This is a genomic window from Pseudoduganella guangdongensis, assembly GCF_009857475.1.
Classification (GTDB): Bacteria; Pseudomonadota; Gammaproteobacteria; order Burkholderiales; family Burkholderiaceae_D; genus Rugamonas; species Rugamonas guangdongensis.
The window spans coordinates 236,111-253,218 of record NZ_WWCJ01000002.1 but is presented as its reverse complement, the minus strand read 5'-3'; the positions used below and the strand labels follow the sequence as shown (position 1 = coordinate 253,218).

The following is a 17,108-nucleotide window of genomic DNA, read 5'->3' as shown; positions in this document are numbered from 1 at the left end:
ATATTATTTATACCGTTTAGTCAGTTATGCCCTGCCGATGAAAACCAGGTGGCGCTGCGCATCCAATCCCGGTACGTTCAATGGCTGTAGCTCGTTCACTTTCCAGGGGTCTGGCAGTCGCTCGCGCTCCTCTGCTGGCGCCGTCCCTTTCAAGGCGATGAATTGCCCGCCCTCTGCCAGCAGGTGCCCGGACCAGTTCACAAAATCGCTCAGGTCCGCGAAAGCCCGCGAGGTGATGACGTCGTAAGGCGTCTTAACCTGCAGTTCCTGCACCTTCTTCGTGTACACCGTTACGTTGCCCAGCTCCAGCTCCGCCTTCACCTGGTTCAGGAAGGCCGTCTTCTTGTGCACGATATCGATCATCGACACCTTCATGTCCGGCCGCGCAATTGCCAGCACCATGCCCGGCAATCCGCCCCCTGCCCCAACGTCCAGCACATTCTGCGCGTTGCGGAAGGCCGGCAACGACGCCAGCGAATCCAGCACATGCAGGGTCATCATCTCCATCGGGTCGCGCACGGCCGTCAGGTTATACACCTTGTTCCACTTGTTCAGCAGGGCCAGGTAGTCCAGCAGTTTCTCCTGCTGTGCTTCGCTCAGGCCCAGGTCCAGCTGCGCAACACCATTCTTCAACACCAGCGCCAATGCGGCGCGATCAAACACCGCCATCAAGCAGCCTCATCTTTCAGGGTCACAAAACCGCCGTAACCGGCCTTCTTCAAGTGCACCAGCAGCAGCGAAATCGCCGCCGGCGTCACGCCCGAAATACGCGAAGCCTGGCCCAGGGTTTCCGGACGATGCTTCTGCAGCTTCTGGCGCACTTCCATCGACAACGCCGTAATGTCAGCGTAGTTGAAGCCCTCCGGCAGCTTCAGGTTCTCGTAATGCTCGTGACGCTCCACTTCGCGCAACTGGCGATCGATATAGCCCGAATACTTCAGGGTGATCTCGATCTGCTCTTTTACCGCCTCGTCTTCCACACCCGGACCGGCCAGCGCCTGGCCGTCGTTACCGGTCATGGTCATCAGTTTTGCGTACTCCACACCCGGACGGCGCAGCAAATCCGCCAGCGAATATTCACGCTCGATAGCCTGGCCAATTACACGTTCCGACTCGGCCGCCGCCAGGATGCGCGGGGTGACCCAGGTCGCTTTCAGGCGTTCCAGCTCCTTCGCCACCGACTCGCGCTTGCGGTCGAAAGCCTCCCACTGCGCATCGCCAACCACACCCAGCTTACGCCCGATTTCTGTCAGGCGCATGTCAGCGTTGTCTTCGCGCAGGCTCAAGCGGTATTCCGCGCGGCTGGTGAACATACGGTACGGTTCCTGCACGCCCTGGGTCACCAGGTCATCCACCAGCACGCCCAGGTAAGCTTCCGAACGCGCCGGCGTCCAGGCTTCCTCGCCCTTGGTTTGCAGCGCGGCGTTGATACCCGCCAGCATGCCTTGGGCCGCTGCTTCCTCGTAACCGGTAGTGCCGTTGATCTGGCCGGCGAAGAACAAACCGTTGATCGCCTTGGTTTCCAGCGACGCTTTCAGGCCGCGCGGATCGAAATAGTCGTACTCAATCGCGTAGCCCGGACGCAGGATGTGGGCGTTTTCCATGCCCTTCATCGAACGCACCAGCTCGATCTGCACATCGAATGGCAGGCTGGTCGAGATACCGTTCGGGTAGAACTCGTGGGTCGTCAGGCCCTCCGGCTCCAGGAAAATCTGGTGCGATTCCTTGGCTGAGAAGCGATGGATCTTATCCTCGATCGACGGGCAATAGCGCGGGCCGACGCCCTCAATCACGCCGGTGTACATCGGGCTGCGGTCCAGGCCGCCACGGATAATGTCGTGGGTTTTCTGGTTGGTATGAGTCACCCAGCACGGCAGCTGCTGCGGATGCATGGACGCATTACCCATCACCGAGAATACCGGCACCGGGTCCAGGTCGCCCGGCTGCTCGGTCATTTGCGAAAAATCGATGCTGCGGCCATCGATACGCGGCGGCGTGCCGGTCTTCAAACGGCCCTGCGGCAGCTTCAATTCTTTCAGGCGCGCCGACAGCGAGATCGCCGGCGGATCGCCGGCACGGCCGGCCGAGAAATTCTGCAAGCCAACGTGGATCTTCCCGTCCAGGAAAGTACCGGCCGTCAGCACGACAGCGCGGCCCAGGAACTTCAGGCCAATCTGGGTCACGGCGCCGACGACACGGTCGCCCTCCACCATCAGGTCATCCACCGCCTGCTGGAACAGCCACAGGTTCGGCTGGTTTTCCAGGCGATGGCGGATAGCCGCCTTGTACAGGATGCGGTCGGCTTGCGCACGCGTCGCACGTACGGCAGGGCCCTTGGACGAGTTCAGGATGCGGAACTGGATGCCCGACTCATCGGTAGCGATGGCCATGGCGCCACCCATCGCATCGACTTCTTTGACCAGATGGCCTTTGCCGATACCGCCGATGGATGGGTTGCACGACATCTGGCCCAGGGTCTCAATGTTGTGGGTCAACAGGAGGGTCTTCTGACCCATCCGGGCCGAAGCAAGGGCCGCCTCGGTACCGGCGTGACCGCCGCCGACAACGATAACGTCGAATTCAGTAGGAAATAGCATGGTAGAAAATGGGGGAAAGCGTGGGATCAACCGAGATTATAAAGTTTTTTCCCGGTTGCGAATTTTTTGGGCAGGATATTTTTGCGAGCAATGTTTCACGTGGAACAAAAAAAGGCCGGGATCACCCGGCCTCAGCTGTTTCACGTGAAACAATATTTACTTAAACCAAGCGTCGTACCCAGTCTTGACGATCAAAAGCACCACCACAACCAGGAACAAACGCCGCACAAACTCACTACCGTGCTTCAGCGCCAGCTTGGTGCCCAGCACCGAACCGGCCACTTGGAACACCGCCATGGTCAAGCCCAGCAGCCAAATGATATTGCCCGTGATACCGAACAACCCGATGGCCGCCACATTACAGGCCACATTCACCACCTTTGCCGCAGCCGAAGCGCCCAGGAAGTCAAAGCCAAAACTGCGCACGAAGAGGAACACCAGGAAGCTGCCGGTCCCCGGTCCAAAGAAGCCATCGTAAAAGCCGATGCCCGCCCCCACCAGCACCGCCAGGATGCGCTCCTTGGTGCCGGAGTGCAGCGGCGCATGAACGCTGCCCAGATCCTTGCGGTAAAAGGTATAGGCGGCCACTGCCAGCAGTACGAACGGCAGCAAGCCGCGGAGGAAATCAGGAGGGATCCTGGTCACGGTAAAGGCGCCAAGGAAGGCAAACAGGAAAGCCGCGATTGCCGCCGGCGCCACGGTCGACCACGCGATCTGTGTCCGACGCGCATAATTCACGGCTGCCGCGCTGGTACCAAAAACGCTGGCAACCTTATTCGTCCCCAGCAAGGTAGCCGGAGGCGTGCTACCCATCGCCGAGAACAGCGCCGGAATCTGGATCAACCCACCACCGCCCACGACAGCATCCACAAAACCCGCCGCAAAGGCAGCCCCCGCCAACAAGCCATACTCAACCATCTCAACCCCAGCAATACACGCAAGTCCGCCATTGTACGAGGGAAGCCAATCCCCCGCTGCCGAGCCCGTGTCAACCTTGGGGTCAGACCCTTTGCTTGCCACGGGCTAAGCAAATACCCTGAGCAGGATCAAGGTCTCCGATACCCTTTGGGCTAAGGTGGGAGCATGAGCCGACCATTACGCATTCTATTTCCTGGCGCGATTTATCATGTGACTTCACGTGGAAATCGGCGTGCTCCCATATTCCTGGATGAGCGCGACCACTTGATCTGGCTCGATCTGCTGGGGGAAGTTGCAGGGAAATATTCCATCAAGGTGATGGGCTATTGCCTGATGCCGAATCATTACCACCTGCTGATTGAAACCCCTATCCCCAACCTATCCGAAGCCATGCATATGTTGAACGCGCGGTATTGCCAGCATTTCAACAAGCGGCATGGAACCTCGGGGCACGTCATTCAAGGACGCTTCCATGCGGTGCTAGTCAAGCATATCCAGCAACTATTGGCTGTGGCCCGTTATGTGGTGCTGAATCCGGTACGGGCGAAGCTGGTGGAGAATCCAGCCGACTGGAAATGGAGCCACCACCGCTACATCCTCGCGCCCGAAGCAGCGCCAATCTGGCTGGAGACCAAATGGATCCTCGGCCAGTTCGAGTGCGACGAACCAACGCCTCGCTACGCAGCCTTCGTCATGGCTGGCATACAGATGCAGAATCCCCTGCAGTTCTACCGTCAGACGCCAAACGAAAAGCGCGAGCAAGCGCTATCCCTACAAGAGTACGCTGACAAATACCCCAATCAAACCGAAGCAATGGCGAGGGCATTCCAATCCTGCGCCCATACACGAGAGCAAATCAGCGCATTCTTCGGCGTGTCGACCCGGACAATCAGTCGTGCCATCATCAGCTTCCCCGAGCTAGACGGTTGAGTCCGTGTCAACCAAAGGGTCTGACCCCAAGGTTGCCACAGGCTCAGCGGGCGCGGGCGAGCAGTTCGCCGACGATGCCTTTGCGGAACAGGAGTACGCAGGCGACAAAGATCAGGCCGGTCACCAGGCTGACTGCTTCGCCTAGAGTGTTGAACCATTCGATGCCGGTGCTGCTGGCCATCATGCTGCCGAAGTCGCCAAGCTTGTTTTCCAATGCGATGATCAACACGGCACCGATGATCGGGCCGGCCAGGGTGCCCATGCCGCCTACCAGCGTCATCAGGATAACCAATCCGGACATGGTCCAGTGCACGTCGGTCAAGGTCTCGAAGCCAAGCACAATCGTCTTCGTGGCGCCGGCCAGGGCCGCCAGTGAGGCGGACAATACGAACGCCACCAACTTGTAGCGGTCCACGTCGTAGCCGAGCGACATGGCGCGCGGTTCGTTCTCCTTAATCGCTTTCAGCACCTGGCCGAACGGGGAATGCACCGTCCGCACAATCAGCGCGAAGCCTGCGATGAAGATCCCGAGCACTACGTAGTACATCGCCAGGTCGTTGCCCAGGTCCAGCACGCCGAACAGTTTGCCGCGCGGGACGCCTTGCAGGCCGTCTTCGCCGCCGGTGAAATCTGTAAAACGCAGCGCGCCAAAATACACCATCTGCGCCAAAGCCAGCGTGATCATGGAGAAGTAAATGCCTTGCCGCCGGATCGCCAGGCCGCCCATCAATGCGCCCAGCACGGCGCTGGACAATACGGCCACGAGCAAGCTGGCTTCGAAGGGCAGTCCCCAGGTCTTCATCGCGTTGCCGGCCACGTAGCCGGCGGCGCCGAAGAAGGCGGCATGGCCGAACGAGAGCAAACCGGTAAAGCCGATCAGCAGGTTGAAGGCGCAGGCGAACAGGGCGAAGCACAAGAGCTTCATCAGCAGCACCGGGTAGCCGATGAACGGCGCAGCCAGCGCCAGCGCGAATGCGATGGTGTAGCCCAGCTTTTTGTTCATTTATCGTTCCTTGCCGAACAGGCCGGCGGGGCGCAGCAAAAGGATGATGACCATCACCAAAAATACGACGGTGTTGGCAAACTCGGGATAGAACACCTTGGTCAGGCCCTCGATCACGCCCAACCCAAGGCCGGTGACGATCGAGCCCATGATCGAACCCATGCCGCCGATCACTACAACGGCGAATACGACGATAATCAGGTTCGACCCCATCAGGGGTGTCACTTGCTGAATAGGAGCCGCCAGCACCCCTGCAAAGCCCGCCAAAGCGACGCCAAAGCCATAGGTCAGGGTGACCATCAGCGGGACGTTGATGCCGAACGCTTCCACCAGCTTGGGATTCTCGGTGCCGGCACGCAGGTAGGCGCCCAGTTTGGTCTTTTCGATCACGAACCAGGTGGCCAGGCAAACCGTCAGCGAAGCCACCACCACCCAGGCGCGGTAATTCGGCATCACCATGAAGCCGAGGTCGGTCGCCCCCTGCAGGGCCTCAGGCGTTTCAAACGGCTGCCCAGAGACCCCGTAAAACGAGCGGAAAGCGCCTTCGATCAGCAGGGTCAGGCCAAAGGTCAGCAGCAGGCCGTAAAGATGGTCCAGCTGGTACAGCCAGCGCAGCATGGTGCGTTCGATCACCACGCCCAGAATCCCCACGATCAGCGGCGCCAGCACCAGCATGCTCCAGTAGCTCATGCCGAAGTAAGTCATGCCGATCCACGCCAGGAAGGCGCCCATCATGTACAGGGCGCCGTGGGCAAAGTTGATCACGTTCAGCAGGCCGAAGATCACGGCCAGGCCGAGCGACAGCATGGCGTAGAAGGAGCCGTTGACGAGCCCCAGCAGGAGCTGGGACATCATCATCGGTAGCGGGCGGCCGAAGATCTCCATCTAGGCTACTTCCACAGGGCGCACTTGGATTCGGCCTTGGACATATAGGCCTGGTCGCCCGGGATCGTGGCCACGATCTTGTAGTAATCCCATGGGTACTTGGATTCCGACTGCTTCTTCACCTCCATCAGGTACATATCGTGCACCATGCGGCCGTCCGGGCGGATCACGCCGTTGCTGGTGAAGACGTCCTTGATGGTGGTGGACTTGAGCTTGGCCATCACCTTGTCCGAGTCGTCGGTGCCGACGGCCTTGACGGCGTTCAGGTACTGCAGCGCAGCGGAGTAGTCGCCGGCCTGCAGCATCGAGGGCTCCTTCTTCATCTTGGCGAAGTAGCGCTTGGACCAGGCGCGGGTCTGCTCGTTCATGTCCCAGTACCAGCCGTCGGTCAGGTACATGCCGGCGGTGGCGTTCAGGCCGAGCGAATGGATGTCGTTGATGAACACCAGCAGGCCGGCCATCTTCATCTTCTTGGCGACGCCGAATTCATTGGCGGCCTTCACCGAGTTGATAAAGTCGCCGCCCGCATTGGCCAGGCCCAGCACCTGCGAGCCGGAGGACGAAGCCTGCATCAGGAAGGACGAAAAGTCGGTGCCGGGGAAGGGGTGGCGCACCGTGCCGGTCACTTTGCCGCCGGCCTTGGTCACCACTTCCGAGGTGTCCTTTTCCAGCGAGTGGCCGAAGGCGTAATCGGCGGTCAGGAAGTACCAGCTCTTGCCGCCCTGCTTGACAATGGTGCTGCCGGTGCCGCGCGCCAGCGCCACGGTGTCGTAGGCGTAGTGCACGGTGTAGGGCGTGCATTCTTCGTTGGTCAGGCGCGAGGAGCCGGCGCCGACCACCATGAAGATCTTCTTCTTGTCCGCTGCGATCTTGGCCATGGCCAGGTTGGCGCCGGAGTTGGTACCGCCCACCAGCATGTCCACGCCCTGCTGGTCGAACCATTCGCGCGCTTTGGAGGCGGCGATATCGGCCTTGTTCTGGTGGTCGGCAAACACAAATTCGATCTTCTTGCCGGCGATGGTGCCGCCCGCGTCGGCAATCGCCATGCGGATTGCTTCCGCGCCGCCCTGGCCATCGATATCGGAGTAGACGCCGGACATGTCGGTGATGAAGCCGATTTTGATGGTGTCGCCCGAAATCTGGGCCTGCGCGCCAAAGGCGGTACATGCTGCTGCAAGGGCGATGACTTTGCGTTTCATGTTGTCTCCGTTTTCAGTATGTGGGTTTAAACGCCCAGCAGCTCGGTCAACACCGGCATGCGGGCTTCCAGTTCCGATGACGCAAAACTCTCAACTATCCTTCCGTGTTCCATGACGTAAAACCGGTCCGCCAGCGGCGCGGCGAAACGGAAATTCTGCTCGACCATGACAATGGTGTAGCCCTTCGCTTTCAGCGTGCGGATCATGCGCGCCAGTCCTTGCACAATGACCGGTGCCAGCCCCTCGGAAATCTCATCGAGCAGCAGCAGGCGCGCCCCCGTGCGCAAGATGCGCGCCACCGCCAGCATCTGCTGCTCGCCGCCCGACAGGCGCGTGCCCGGGCTGCTGCGGCGTTCCGCCAGGTTGGGGAACATCTCGTAGATTTCTTCGACCGACATGCCCTGCCCCGCTTTCAGGGCTGGCGGGAGCAGAAGGTTTTCTTCCGCCGAAAGCGAGGCGAAAATGCCGCGCTCCTCCGGACAGTAACCAACCCCGAGGTGGGCCACTTTGTGCGTAGGCAAACCAATCGCTTCCTGGCCGTTGATGCGGATGGAGCCTTTGCGCGCGCCGGTCAGGCCCATGATGGCGCGCAGCGTAGTAGTGCGGCCGGCGCCATTGCGGCCCAGCAGCGTCACCACCTCGCCCGGATTCACGGTCAGGTTCACGTCGTGCAGGATGTGCGATTCGCCATACCAGGCCTGCAGCTGGCTGATTTCCAGCGCGGCGCTCATGCGCCCACCCCGGCTTCCGTTCCCATATAGGCTTCCATCACCAGCGGGTTCTTCGACACCTCCGCATACGGCCCTTCCGCCAGCATGGCGCCACGCTGCAGTACCGAGATGCGGTCGCTGATGCCGGACACCACGTTCATATTGTGCTCCACCATCAGGATGGTGCGGCCGGCGGACACCTTTCTGATCAGCTCCGTCACGCGGTGCACATCCTCGTGGCCCATGCCCTGGGTCGGCTCATCGAGCAGCATCAGCTCCGGTTCCATGGCCAGCGTGGTGGCAATTTCCAGCGCGCGCTTGCGGCCATAAGGCATGTCGACCGTCACAGTATCGGCGAACGAGGCCAGGTCGACCTCCGCCAACAGCTCCATCGCACGCCCGTTCAACTGGTCCAGCGTGCGTTCGCTGCGCCAGAAGTGGAAGGTGGTGCCCAGCTTGCGCTGCAGGCCGATGCGCACGTTCTCCAGCACCGTCAGGTGCGGAAACACCGCCGATATCTGGAAGGAGCGGATCACCCCCAAGCGCGCTATCTGCGCCGGCTTGTGCGCGGTGATGTCCTTGCCGTTGAACAGGATCTGGCCCGAGGTCGGCACCAGGAATTTGGTGAGCAGGTTGAAGCAGGTGGTTTTACCGGCGCCGTTGGGGCCGATCAGGGCGTGGATATGCCCGCGCTGGACTTTCAAGTCCACATTGGCGACAGCGGTGAATCCCTTGAACTCCTTGGTCAAACTCTTTGTTTCCAAGATGAAGTCGGACATTGCGTCTCCCCGGTTTTGCTAGATCATACACAAAAGTGCTGCCTTTTCCGCAATCATGATCACCGGGGAATTCGTGTTACCGGATGTGATAGTCGGCATCACCGAAGCGTCGGCAATGCGCAGGCCGCGTACGCCACGTACCCGCAACTCGCTGTCAACCACGGCCGAAACGTCGTCGGCGCGGCCCATTTTGCAGGTGCCGACCGGATGGAAAATCGTGGTGCCAATGGCGCCGGCCGCCTCGGCCAGCTCCTCGTCAGTGCGAAAATGCACACCGGGTCTGCATTCCTGCGGCCTGTATTTGGCCAACGCCGGCGCCGCCACGATCTTGCGCGTGAGGTTCAGCGCGGCTGCCGCCACGCGGCGGTCCTCGTCCGTGCTCAGGTACATCGGCGTGATTTTCGGCGGCGCGTAGGAGTCGGCGCTGGCGATGCGCACATGGCCGCGCGAGGTCGGGCGCAGGTTGCAGACGCTGGCCGTGAAAGCAGGGAAGTCATGCAGCGGTTCGCCAAATCGTTCCAGCGACAGCGGTTGCACGTGGTATTCCAGGTTGGGCCTGGCCTGCTCCGGTCCGGAGTGCGCGAAAGCGCCCAGTTGCGACGGCGCCATCGACATCGGCCCGCTTTGGAACAACGCATACTCAAGGCCGATGCGCGCCTTGCCGAACCAGCTGCGCGCCAGCGTGTTCAGGGTGCGCGCGCCCTCCACCTGGAACACCATGCGCAGTTGCAGGTGGTCTTGCAGGTTGCCGCCTACGCCCGGCAAATCCAGCACCGGCCGCACGCCGGCGTTGGCCAGCACGTCGGCCGGACCAATGCCTGACAACTGCAGGATCTGCGGCGTGCCGATAGCGCCCGCGGCCAACAGCGTTTCGCGCGCCTCGGCGCTCCAGCGCGTGCCGCCGCCGGTGAACACCACGCCTTTGCAAACGCCCTCTTCCAGCACCAGCTTCTCCACGTGGCAGCCGGTCATCAGCGTCAGGTTAGGGCGCTGCGCCGCCTTGCGCAGGAAAGCCTTGGCCGTGCTCCAGCGAATGCCGCGCCTTTGATTCACTTCGAAATACGCGCAGCCTGAGTTGTCGCCACGGTTGAAATCATCGACCTTGGGAATACCCGCCTGCTCGGCAGCATCGCGGAAAGCATCGAGGATATCCCAGCGCAGGCGCTGCTTCTCGACACGCCATTCACCGCCCGCGCCGTGGAAATCGGACGCCCCGCCGTGATGGTCTTCGCTCTTGCGGAACAAGGGCAGGACTTCCGACCAGCGCCAGCGCGCATCGCCGCACAACTCGGCCCAATGGTCATAGTCGCCGGCTTGCCCGCGCATATAAATCATGCCGTTGATCGACGAACTGCCGCCCAGGACTTTACCGCGCGGGTAAATCAGGCTGCGGCCGCCAAGGCCCGCTTCCGCTTCGGTGCGGAACATCCAGTCCGTGCGCGGATTATTGATGCAGTGGAGGTAGCCAACGGGAATATGGATCCAGGCGTAATCGTCCTTTCCTCCAGCTTCGATCAGCAGTACCTCGGTTTTTGAATTTTGCGTCAGGCGGTTGGCGAGCACGCAGCCCGCAGTCCCGGCACCGACAATGATGTAGTCAAACTGGCCTGCAGATTCCAAGTGTTCTCCGCGTCAGGTTTGGTTGATTTCAGCGATCAGTACTTCCATCAGTTTTGCCGTCGGCATGGCCCGCGCCCGCGCGACCCCGGTTCCCGCCCATAGCGACAGCAATTCTGGATCGCCGCGTTTGGCCGCTTCGGCGCGAATGCTGCCGGTCAAAGCGTTTTGCACGGGATAAGCCGGCACCTCGGCCTCCACCGCTGCCATCTGCTGCATAAAACGATTCTCGATGCCGCGCGCCAGGCGTCCGGAAATAGCGCGGGTCAGGCGGGTAGGATTGCCTTGCGCCGCCAGCAAGCGCTCCTTGTACACCGCCGGCACGCCTGATTCGTCTGTCACCAGGAACGCCGTCCCCATTTGCACCGCCGCCGCGCCCAGCGCCAGCCGTTCTCGAATGTCCGCCCCCGTCATGACGTTACCGGCGGAGATCACGGGCATCCGCACCGCGTCCACCACCGCCGCCAGCAAGGGAATCGCTTCCAGCGTCGCCGCTGATTGCGCGCCGATAAAGGTCCCGCGATGGCCGCCCGACTCCACGCCTGAAGCGACAAGCGCATCCGCCCCGGCGGCCTGCCAGGCAAGTGCCTCGTCCACCGTCGTCACGGTTCCGATCACGAAAATACCCGCATCATGCAGACGCTTTACCTGCGCGGCAGAAAGGATATCGAAGGTAAAACTCGCCACCGCAGGCTTCAATTCAAGCAAAAGCTCGAACTGCGCAGCGAAATCCTCGCACCATTTTGCCGGCATCGGCAGTCCTGACCAGCCTAACGAACTCCAGACCGGGCGCAGCAAATCCACGCCTCGATCTACTTCCTGCGGCAACGGCGTCGGCACGCCCTGCACGAAGAAATTCAACATGAAAGGACGCGAAGTCAGCCGACGGGTTTCGGCAACCTGGGCGCGAATTGTGTCCAAAGAGAGCATCGATGCGCCAAACGAACCCAACCCACCGGCATTCGAAACGGCAGCGACCATGGCAGGCGTATTGGCGCCTCCAGCCATCGGTCCCTGGATGATCGGAACGGGAAAAATCGCCTCAAAACCCATTTTTCACCCCCCCTCTACGGCTGTGGATAACGCTATGAATATCCACAGGCACCGATTGTGAGTAAACCGAACTTCCGACAAAAGCCCGAAAATTGTCCCAAAACAGTTAAGGGCTCACACAAGGTTTACTCGCCGCCTTATACAGCCCGTAAACCCCTGATTTTTTTCCGCAAGGTGGACTTATCCACAGAAAGTGAAGGTTGTTAACAATCACTACTATTTTGTATACACACTAATCTAACGTAAACAAAACTATCGGACGCGATCAACTATACTGAACAAGCGAGTTGTTTCATGCAACCTAGCTGGAGAACCTCTTGTCGACCACCGAAGCCTATCAACGCTTTCGTCGGCGATTGCTCATCACCATGTCCATGCTCGCGCTGCTCGCCACGGCAGTCGTCGCGTGGCAGCTATTTTCGTCGGCTCGCGATCGCGAACAGGCAATCCGCCAGCAAACCCAGCACTACACTCGGGCCATCGAAGCCCATGTTCTCAGCACAATCCAGCTATCCGACATTGCTTTACTAGGCTTTGCCAACGCCATTAAGGTCGCCCCCTACACGCCGGAAACCATCGATGCCCTGCTCTCCTCGCGAGGCGCCACTTTTGGCAACAGTTTCTGGATTACCTTTATCGACCCAAACGGTTTTGCGATCGCTAGTTCACGCGACATTCCCATCAAAGGCATCAGCTATCTGGATCGCGATTACTTCCAGGCACAACTCACACCTGGAGACTCGCTTTACGTTGGTGAACCTACCCGTGGGCGCATCTCGAATTCCCGGCTGTTCTTCCTGAGCAGGCGGGTTGAAAACGCTAAAGGCCAATTCCTTGGCGTCATCGTGGCACCGATTGACGCCCACACACTCGCAGAAACCTTTGAAAACTCACGCCTAAGTGACGACGTAGTCATCACCCTGTTCCACACCAACGGCAAAATCATTGCTCGCGCACCGGACTTCGAACAAACCTTTAACCGAAGTATGAGCAGCTCAAATGTTTATCGCTCACTGCAGGCTTCCCCTACCGGAACCGTCGATTCCATCAGCCCGATTGACAACAAATCACGCATTGCCAGCTACCGCAAGCTACCGAATCTCCCCTTGGTGGTGACAGTAGGCAGTTCCAACGTCGGCCTCGCCCTGATCTCGCAAAGGCATTTCATCATCGCCGGCCTCGCCCTATTCCTGATTTTCATGCTGATTGCCGTCGCAACGATCTATGCGCTGCATTCCTTCGCCGCTGCCGAAGAAAGGGAACGCCGCTTCCACGCCCTCTACGTCACCTCCACCGAAACAGAAAAAAAGCTCGCTAAAAGTGAACAACGCCTACGCCTGATAGCCGATAACTTACCTATCGTGATCGCCTATATCGACCGCGACGAGACCTATACCTTCAAAAACCGCCGTTTCACTGAAATCTACGGTAGCGGCGACAGCCTGCAGCAAGTGCTGCCGCCAGCGACTTATGCCGAAACCAAGCCCAAGCTCGAACGCGCCTTCGCCGGTGAAATGGTCCACTTTGAACGCTACATCGAACGCAACGGCGAAGAATGTTGTGACGCAATCACTTACGTGCCTGATCGCAACGAAAACGGCAACATCATTGGCTTGTTCGTCATGGCGGAGGACATCAGCCGGCGTAAAAAACTTGAAGAATCAAGCAAACTGGCTACCCTCATGTACGAGAACGCTAGCGAAGGCATGATGGTGACCGATGCTGACGGCCGCATCCTGTCGGTCAACGCCGCGTTCTCCCACATCAGCGGCTATCCAGCCGATGAAGTAATCGGACACCTTGCCTATGAACTGACCTCCGGCCAGCAGGACATTAAATTCTTCAGCCGCATGCGCCAGACCATCACCCACACCGGCTACTGGGAAGGTGAAATCTGGCACAAGCATAAAAACGGCGACCACTATCTGGTTTCGCTACGCTTCAACACCGTATTCGACGACCAAGGGAATGCCCTGCGCCACGTAGCGCTATTCAGCGATATCACCAAGAAGAAGGCCACGGAAGAAACGATCTGGAGACAAGCAAACTTCGACACCCTGACCGGACTGCCCAACCGGCGCATGTTCAACGACCGCCTGCACCAGGAAATGAAAAAATCAGCCCGTGACATTGCACCAATGGCGCTGATCTTTATCGATCTGGATGGCTTCAAAGCAATTAACGACACACTGGGCCACGACTTCGGCGACATCCTGCTCAAACAAGTAGCAGAGCGGCTACTCCAATGCGTTCGCAATACAGACACCGTGGCCCGTCTTGGAGGAGATGAGTTCACCGTCATCTTGAGTGAACTCAAAGACACTGGAGACGTCGTCAGGATCGTGCAGGACATTCTTCACAGCCTGGTTAGATCCTTCCAGCTCAAACACGAAGTCGCCGATATATCGGGCAGCATCGGCATAGCCCTCTTTCCGGACGACGCAAACGATGCCGAAACCCTCAGCAAATGCGCCGACCAGGCCATGTACCTGGCCAAACAGCAGGGCAGGAACCGCTTCAACTTCTACGCTCCCTACATGCAGGAGGCCAGCCAATTACGCATCGAGCTTTGCAATGAGTTGCGTAACGCCTTGAAAAATAAAGAATTAAGACTGCTGTTCCAACCAATCCGCACCCTGGCAAGCGGCAAAATAGAAATGGCGGAAGCTCTGATCCGCTGGGAACACCCGCAACGCGGCCTGCTCAAACCGGCGGAATTTATCGGCGTCGCCGAAAACACCGGCGTCATCGAATCGATCGGAGAGTGGGTTTTCCAGGAAGCGGCAAGCCAGGCAGCCAGCTTTGGCGAAGGTTTCCAGGTCTGCGTGAATAAATCGGCCTGGCAATTCCGGCACGAAGCGGTAGGCGTTGAACATTGGCTGGCGCTGCTCAGGGAACAGGCACTTCCACCACGTTCCATCATCATCGAAGTAACCGAAAGCCTGCTGCTCGAAGCAAACCGAGACGTAGTCGAACGAATCCAGTCGCTCCGGGACGCCAGTATGCAGATTTCACTGGACGATTTTGGTCACGGCTACTCATCCCTGAACTTCCTGAAGCGTTTCAGGATCGATTACCTCAAGCTGGACACCAGCTTTACCGAAAATCAGGCACTTTGCGAAGCCATCGTCGCCATGGCGCACAAGCTTGGCATCAAAGTCATTGCCGAAAAGATCGAAACAGAAGACCAACTGACGATTTTGACGGCCGCAGGTTGCGATTTTGGCCAGGGATTCCTGTTTGGAGAGCCAATTTCAGCTCAAAATCTGCGTCGTCTGTTGATAACCTGATGAATATCCACAGGATCGAATGTGCGTAAACCCCGTTTTTGAGTTCACGCACAAATTTTGTTCAGAACTCATCCGTTTTAGACCCAGTTCTTGTCCGACCAGTTTTACAATCCGTAAACTTCTGATTCTGTGGATGTTAACAGCTTTATCCACAGACAAGGACGCGTTTACTATCTACTACTATCCTTACGTATACAACTTTAAATAAATAGAGGACAACTCGCGCATGCGTCTCGGAATCATCTCTGCCTTGGCAGAAGAACAACAGGGTTTACTGGAAGCCATGGAGAGCCCCTACAAGCTCATCCACGGTAAACGTGAGTACACGGCTGGAAAGCTCTGGAAAATCGATTCTGTGGCTGTTTTATCGCGAATTGGGAAGGTTGCTGCTGCAGTGACAGCTGCAACTCTTGTGGAGAAGTTCAACGTTACCCACATCATCTTTACCGGCGTTGCCGGTTCTGCAGACTTAGGGGTACAAGTTGGTGACGTGGTCATCGCGGATTCCCTGGCTCAACACGACTTTGATGCCAGCCCCTTGTTCCCGCGTTTCGAAATTCCGCTAACTGGCCTCTCGCATATGCCGACAGACCGTGAAATGAGCCTGAAACTCAGCATCGCTACGCGCGAATTCCTGCAAAACGACGCGCAAGTGCATCGCGGCCTGATTGGCAGTGGAGATCAATTCATCAATGACAGGGCCCATTTGGCTGCCCTGAAAGACGCACTGCCTGATTTGCTGGCAGTGGAAATGGAAGGTGCAGCAGTCGCCCAGGTTTGTTATGAACTGGGAATACCGTTTGCCATCATGCGCACGATTTCCGACAACGCCAATGAAGAAGCAGCGACTGATTTCATGCACTTTGTGCAAACCGTCGCTGCCCGCTACGCATACGGCGTCATCCAGAACTTTTGCAAAGAGTTAACGACGCCTTAACCAGCTGGGCACACGATGTGCCCATGAACACGAAACCTCTACAAAAAGTCCTGGTCTGGGATGCTCCAGTTCGCGCATTTCATTGGCTGATAGTGTTGAACTTCATCGGCGCCTACCTGACTGCCGAACACGATAGCTGGCGCCAGTTGCACATCACTTTTGGCTACACCATGGCTGGCTTGGTGGTGTTTCGCCTCATATGGGGATTGATAGGCACACGATATGCCCGCTTTTCAGCCTTTGTTCGCGGACCTCGACAGGTTCTGGACTATTTCCGCTGCCTGCTGAATAGGCAGCCAGGAAATGACATAGGACACAACCCGGCTGGAGCGCTAGCCATTGTGGCTATGCTAGGAATGACTATCCTGGTCACCACTACTGGCTATGCCACGTATAAGGAATTTGGAGGGGAATTACTGGAAGAGCTGCACGAAGGACTGGCCAATGCGATGCTGCTGGTCGTCGCCGTTCACATTGCCGGCGTTTTGCTCAGCAGCTGGATGCATGACGAAAACCTGGTTCGCGCCATGATTGATGGACAAAAAAGAGGAAACCCGAAAGACGGTATTCACAGCGCCTGGTACAGCATCGCGCTTGTACTGATCCTCGCCGTCCTCGGATTTTGGTGGATGCAGTGGAGACTGCCTATTTGATGGGCAGCTTGGTCGTATTCTTCACTTCTTCCATCACAGCATAAGTGTGGGTTTCGCGCACACCCTTCTGCAGCAACGTTTTGCCCAAAAACTCACGGTAAGCCGCCATATCCTTCACTCGCGCCTTGACCAGGTAATCAAAACCGCCGGCCACCATATGGCACTCGAGCACTTCGGGGATCAGCTGGACGCTGTGTTTGAAGGCATCAAAAACTTCCGGCGTTGTACGGTCCAGAACGACTTCGATGAACACCAGCAGCGAAACGTCCAATAACTGTGGATTCAGCTGCGCCGTGTAGCCCATGATGTATCCGGCCTCGTGCAATTTCCGCACGCGTTCCAGGCAGGCAGCAGGCGACAAATTTACTCGTGCAGCCAGTTCAACGTTACTAATTCGGCCATCGCTTTGCAGCTCGGCCAGAATTTTCTTACTGATTTTGTCCAGCATTACTTCTCCACGATTAATTTTATTTGGTCAAATTCTCGCACCAAAAACTATCTATTGCTAGTACAAAGTATTACCAGAATTAATCCGAG

General features: G+C 58.2%; 15 protein-coding genes. 4 read left to right on the top strand and 11 right to left on the bottom strand.

The features are described 5' to 3' along the window. Positions 1 to 24: 24 nt before the first annotated feature. From rsmG to GTP41_RS03700, 3 genes are all read right to left on the bottom strand, one after another. A complete protein-coding gene (gene rsmG / locus GTP41_RS03710) occupies positions 25 to 669 on the bottom strand; it encodes a 16S rRNA (guanine(527)-N(7))-methyltransferase RsmG (protein ID WP_161024213.1) in 645 nt (214 codons plus the stop codon). Continuing rightward, entirely contained in the window at positions 669 to 2,597 is a 1,929-nt protein-coding gene (gene mnmG, locus GTP41_RS03705; RefSeq protein ID WP_161024212.1) for a tRNA uridine-5-carboxymethylaminomethyl(34) synthesis enzyme MnmG, read from the bottom strand. The genes rsmG and mnmG overlap by 1 nt, the downstream gene beginning before the upstream one ends. A 156-nt stretch (positions 2,598 to 2,753) precedes the next feature. Beyond that, on the bottom strand, positions 2,754 to 3,515 hold the full coding sequence (locus GTP41_RS03700) for a TSUP family transporter (protein WP_161024211.1): 762 nt from the start codon (positions 3,513 to 3,515) through the stop codon (positions 2,754 to 2,756). Positions 3,516 to 3,680: 165 nt separating this feature from the next. Between GTP41_RS03700 and GTP41_RS03695 the strand changes: the two genes are divergently transcribed. Further along, a complete protein-coding gene (locus GTP41_RS03695) occupies positions 3,681 to 4,445 on the top strand; it encodes an REP-associated tyrosine transposase (RefSeq protein WP_161024210.1) in 765 nt (254 codons plus the stop codon). A 43-nt stretch (positions 4,446 to 4,488) separates the two neighbouring features. Here the strand turns inward: GTP41_RS03695 and GTP41_RS03690 are convergent, their stop codons facing one another. Genes GTP41_RS03690 through GTP41_RS03660 form a run of 7 tightly spaced genes read right to left on the bottom strand, consistent with a single transcriptional unit; the run spans position 4,489 to position 11,691 of the window. Further along, on the bottom strand, positions 4,489 to 5,448 hold the full coding sequence (locus GTP41_RS03690) for a branched-chain amino acid ABC transporter permease (RefSeq protein WP_161024209.1): 960 nt from the start codon (positions 5,446 to 5,448) through the stop codon (positions 4,489 to 4,491). Then, positions 5,449 to 6,333: a branched-chain amino acid ABC transporter permease gene (locus GTP41_RS03685; protein WP_161024208.1), complete on the bottom strand. Its 885-nt coding sequence runs from the start codon at positions 6,331 to 6,333 to the stop codon at positions 5,449 to 5,451. It abuts the gene before it with no gap. 5 nt (positions 6,334 to 6,338) lie between these two features. Continuing rightward, positions 6,339 to 7,532, bottom strand: coding sequence for an ABC transporter substrate-binding protein (locus tag GTP41_RS03680; protein WP_161024207.1), 1,194 nt, complete (start codon positions 7,530 to 7,532; stop codon positions 6,339 to 6,341). Between the two features lie 26 nt (positions 7,533 to 7,558). After that, a complete protein-coding gene (locus GTP41_RS03675; RefSeq protein WP_161024206.1) occupies positions 7,559 to 8,263 on the bottom strand; it encodes an ABC transporter ATP-binding protein in 705 nt (234 codons plus the stop codon). Further along, positions 8,260 to 9,021: an ABC transporter ATP-binding protein gene (locus GTP41_RS03670; protein WP_161024205.1), complete on the bottom strand. Its 762-nt coding sequence runs from the start codon at positions 9,019 to 9,021 to the stop codon at positions 8,260 to 8,262. The genes GTP41_RS03675 and GTP41_RS03670 overlap by 4 nt, the downstream gene beginning before the upstream one ends. Before the next feature lie 18 nt (positions 9,022 to 9,039). Continuing rightward, positions 9,040 to 10,641 carry a GMC family oxidoreductase gene (locus tag GTP41_RS03665; protein WP_161024204.1) on the bottom strand — a complete coding sequence of 534 codons (1,602 nt, stop codon included), beginning with the start codon at positions 10,639 to 10,641 and terminating at the stop codon, positions 9,040 to 9,042. A gap of 12 nt (positions 10,642 to 10,653) precedes the next feature. Continuing rightward, positions 10,654 to 11,691 carry an NAD(P)H-dependent flavin oxidoreductase gene (locus GTP41_RS03660; RefSeq protein ID WP_161024203.1) on the bottom strand — a complete coding sequence of 346 codons (1,038 nt, stop codon included), beginning with the start codon at positions 11,689 to 11,691 and terminating at the stop codon, positions 10,654 to 10,656. A gap of 317 nt (positions 11,692 to 12,008) precedes the next feature. On the opposite strand from GTP41_RS03660, the gene GTP41_RS03655 reads away from it, so the two are divergent. From GTP41_RS03655 to GTP41_RS03645, 3 genes are all read left to right on the top strand, one after another. Beyond that, a complete protein-coding gene (locus GTP41_RS03655; protein ID WP_161024202.1) occupies positions 12,009 to 14,981 on the top strand; it encodes an EAL domain-containing protein in 2,973 nt (990 codons plus the stop codon). Between the two features lie 226 nt (positions 14,982 to 15,207). Next, entirely contained in the window at positions 15,208 to 15,918 is a 711-nt protein-coding gene (locus tag GTP41_RS03650) for a 5'-methylthioadenosine/adenosylhomocysteine nucleosidase (protein WP_161024201.1), read from the top strand. A gap of 23 nt (positions 15,919 to 15,941) precedes the next feature. Then, the gene (locus GTP41_RS03645; protein WP_161024200.1) at positions 15,942 to 16,571 is read left to right on the top strand and encodes a cytochrome b/b6 domain-containing protein; all 630 of its coding nucleotides are present in this window, start codon (positions 15,942 to 15,944) and stop codon (positions 16,569 to 16,571) included. Here the strand turns inward: GTP41_RS03645 and GTP41_RS03640 are convergent. Beyond that, entirely contained in the window at positions 16,564 to 17,019 is a 456-nt protein-coding gene (locus GTP41_RS03640) for an Lrp/AsnC ligand binding domain-containing protein (protein WP_161024199.1), read from the bottom strand. The two genes, GTP41_RS03645 and GTP41_RS03640, sit on opposite strands and share 8 nt — an antisense overlap. Between the last annotated feature and the right edge of the window lie 89 nt (positions 17,020 to 17,108).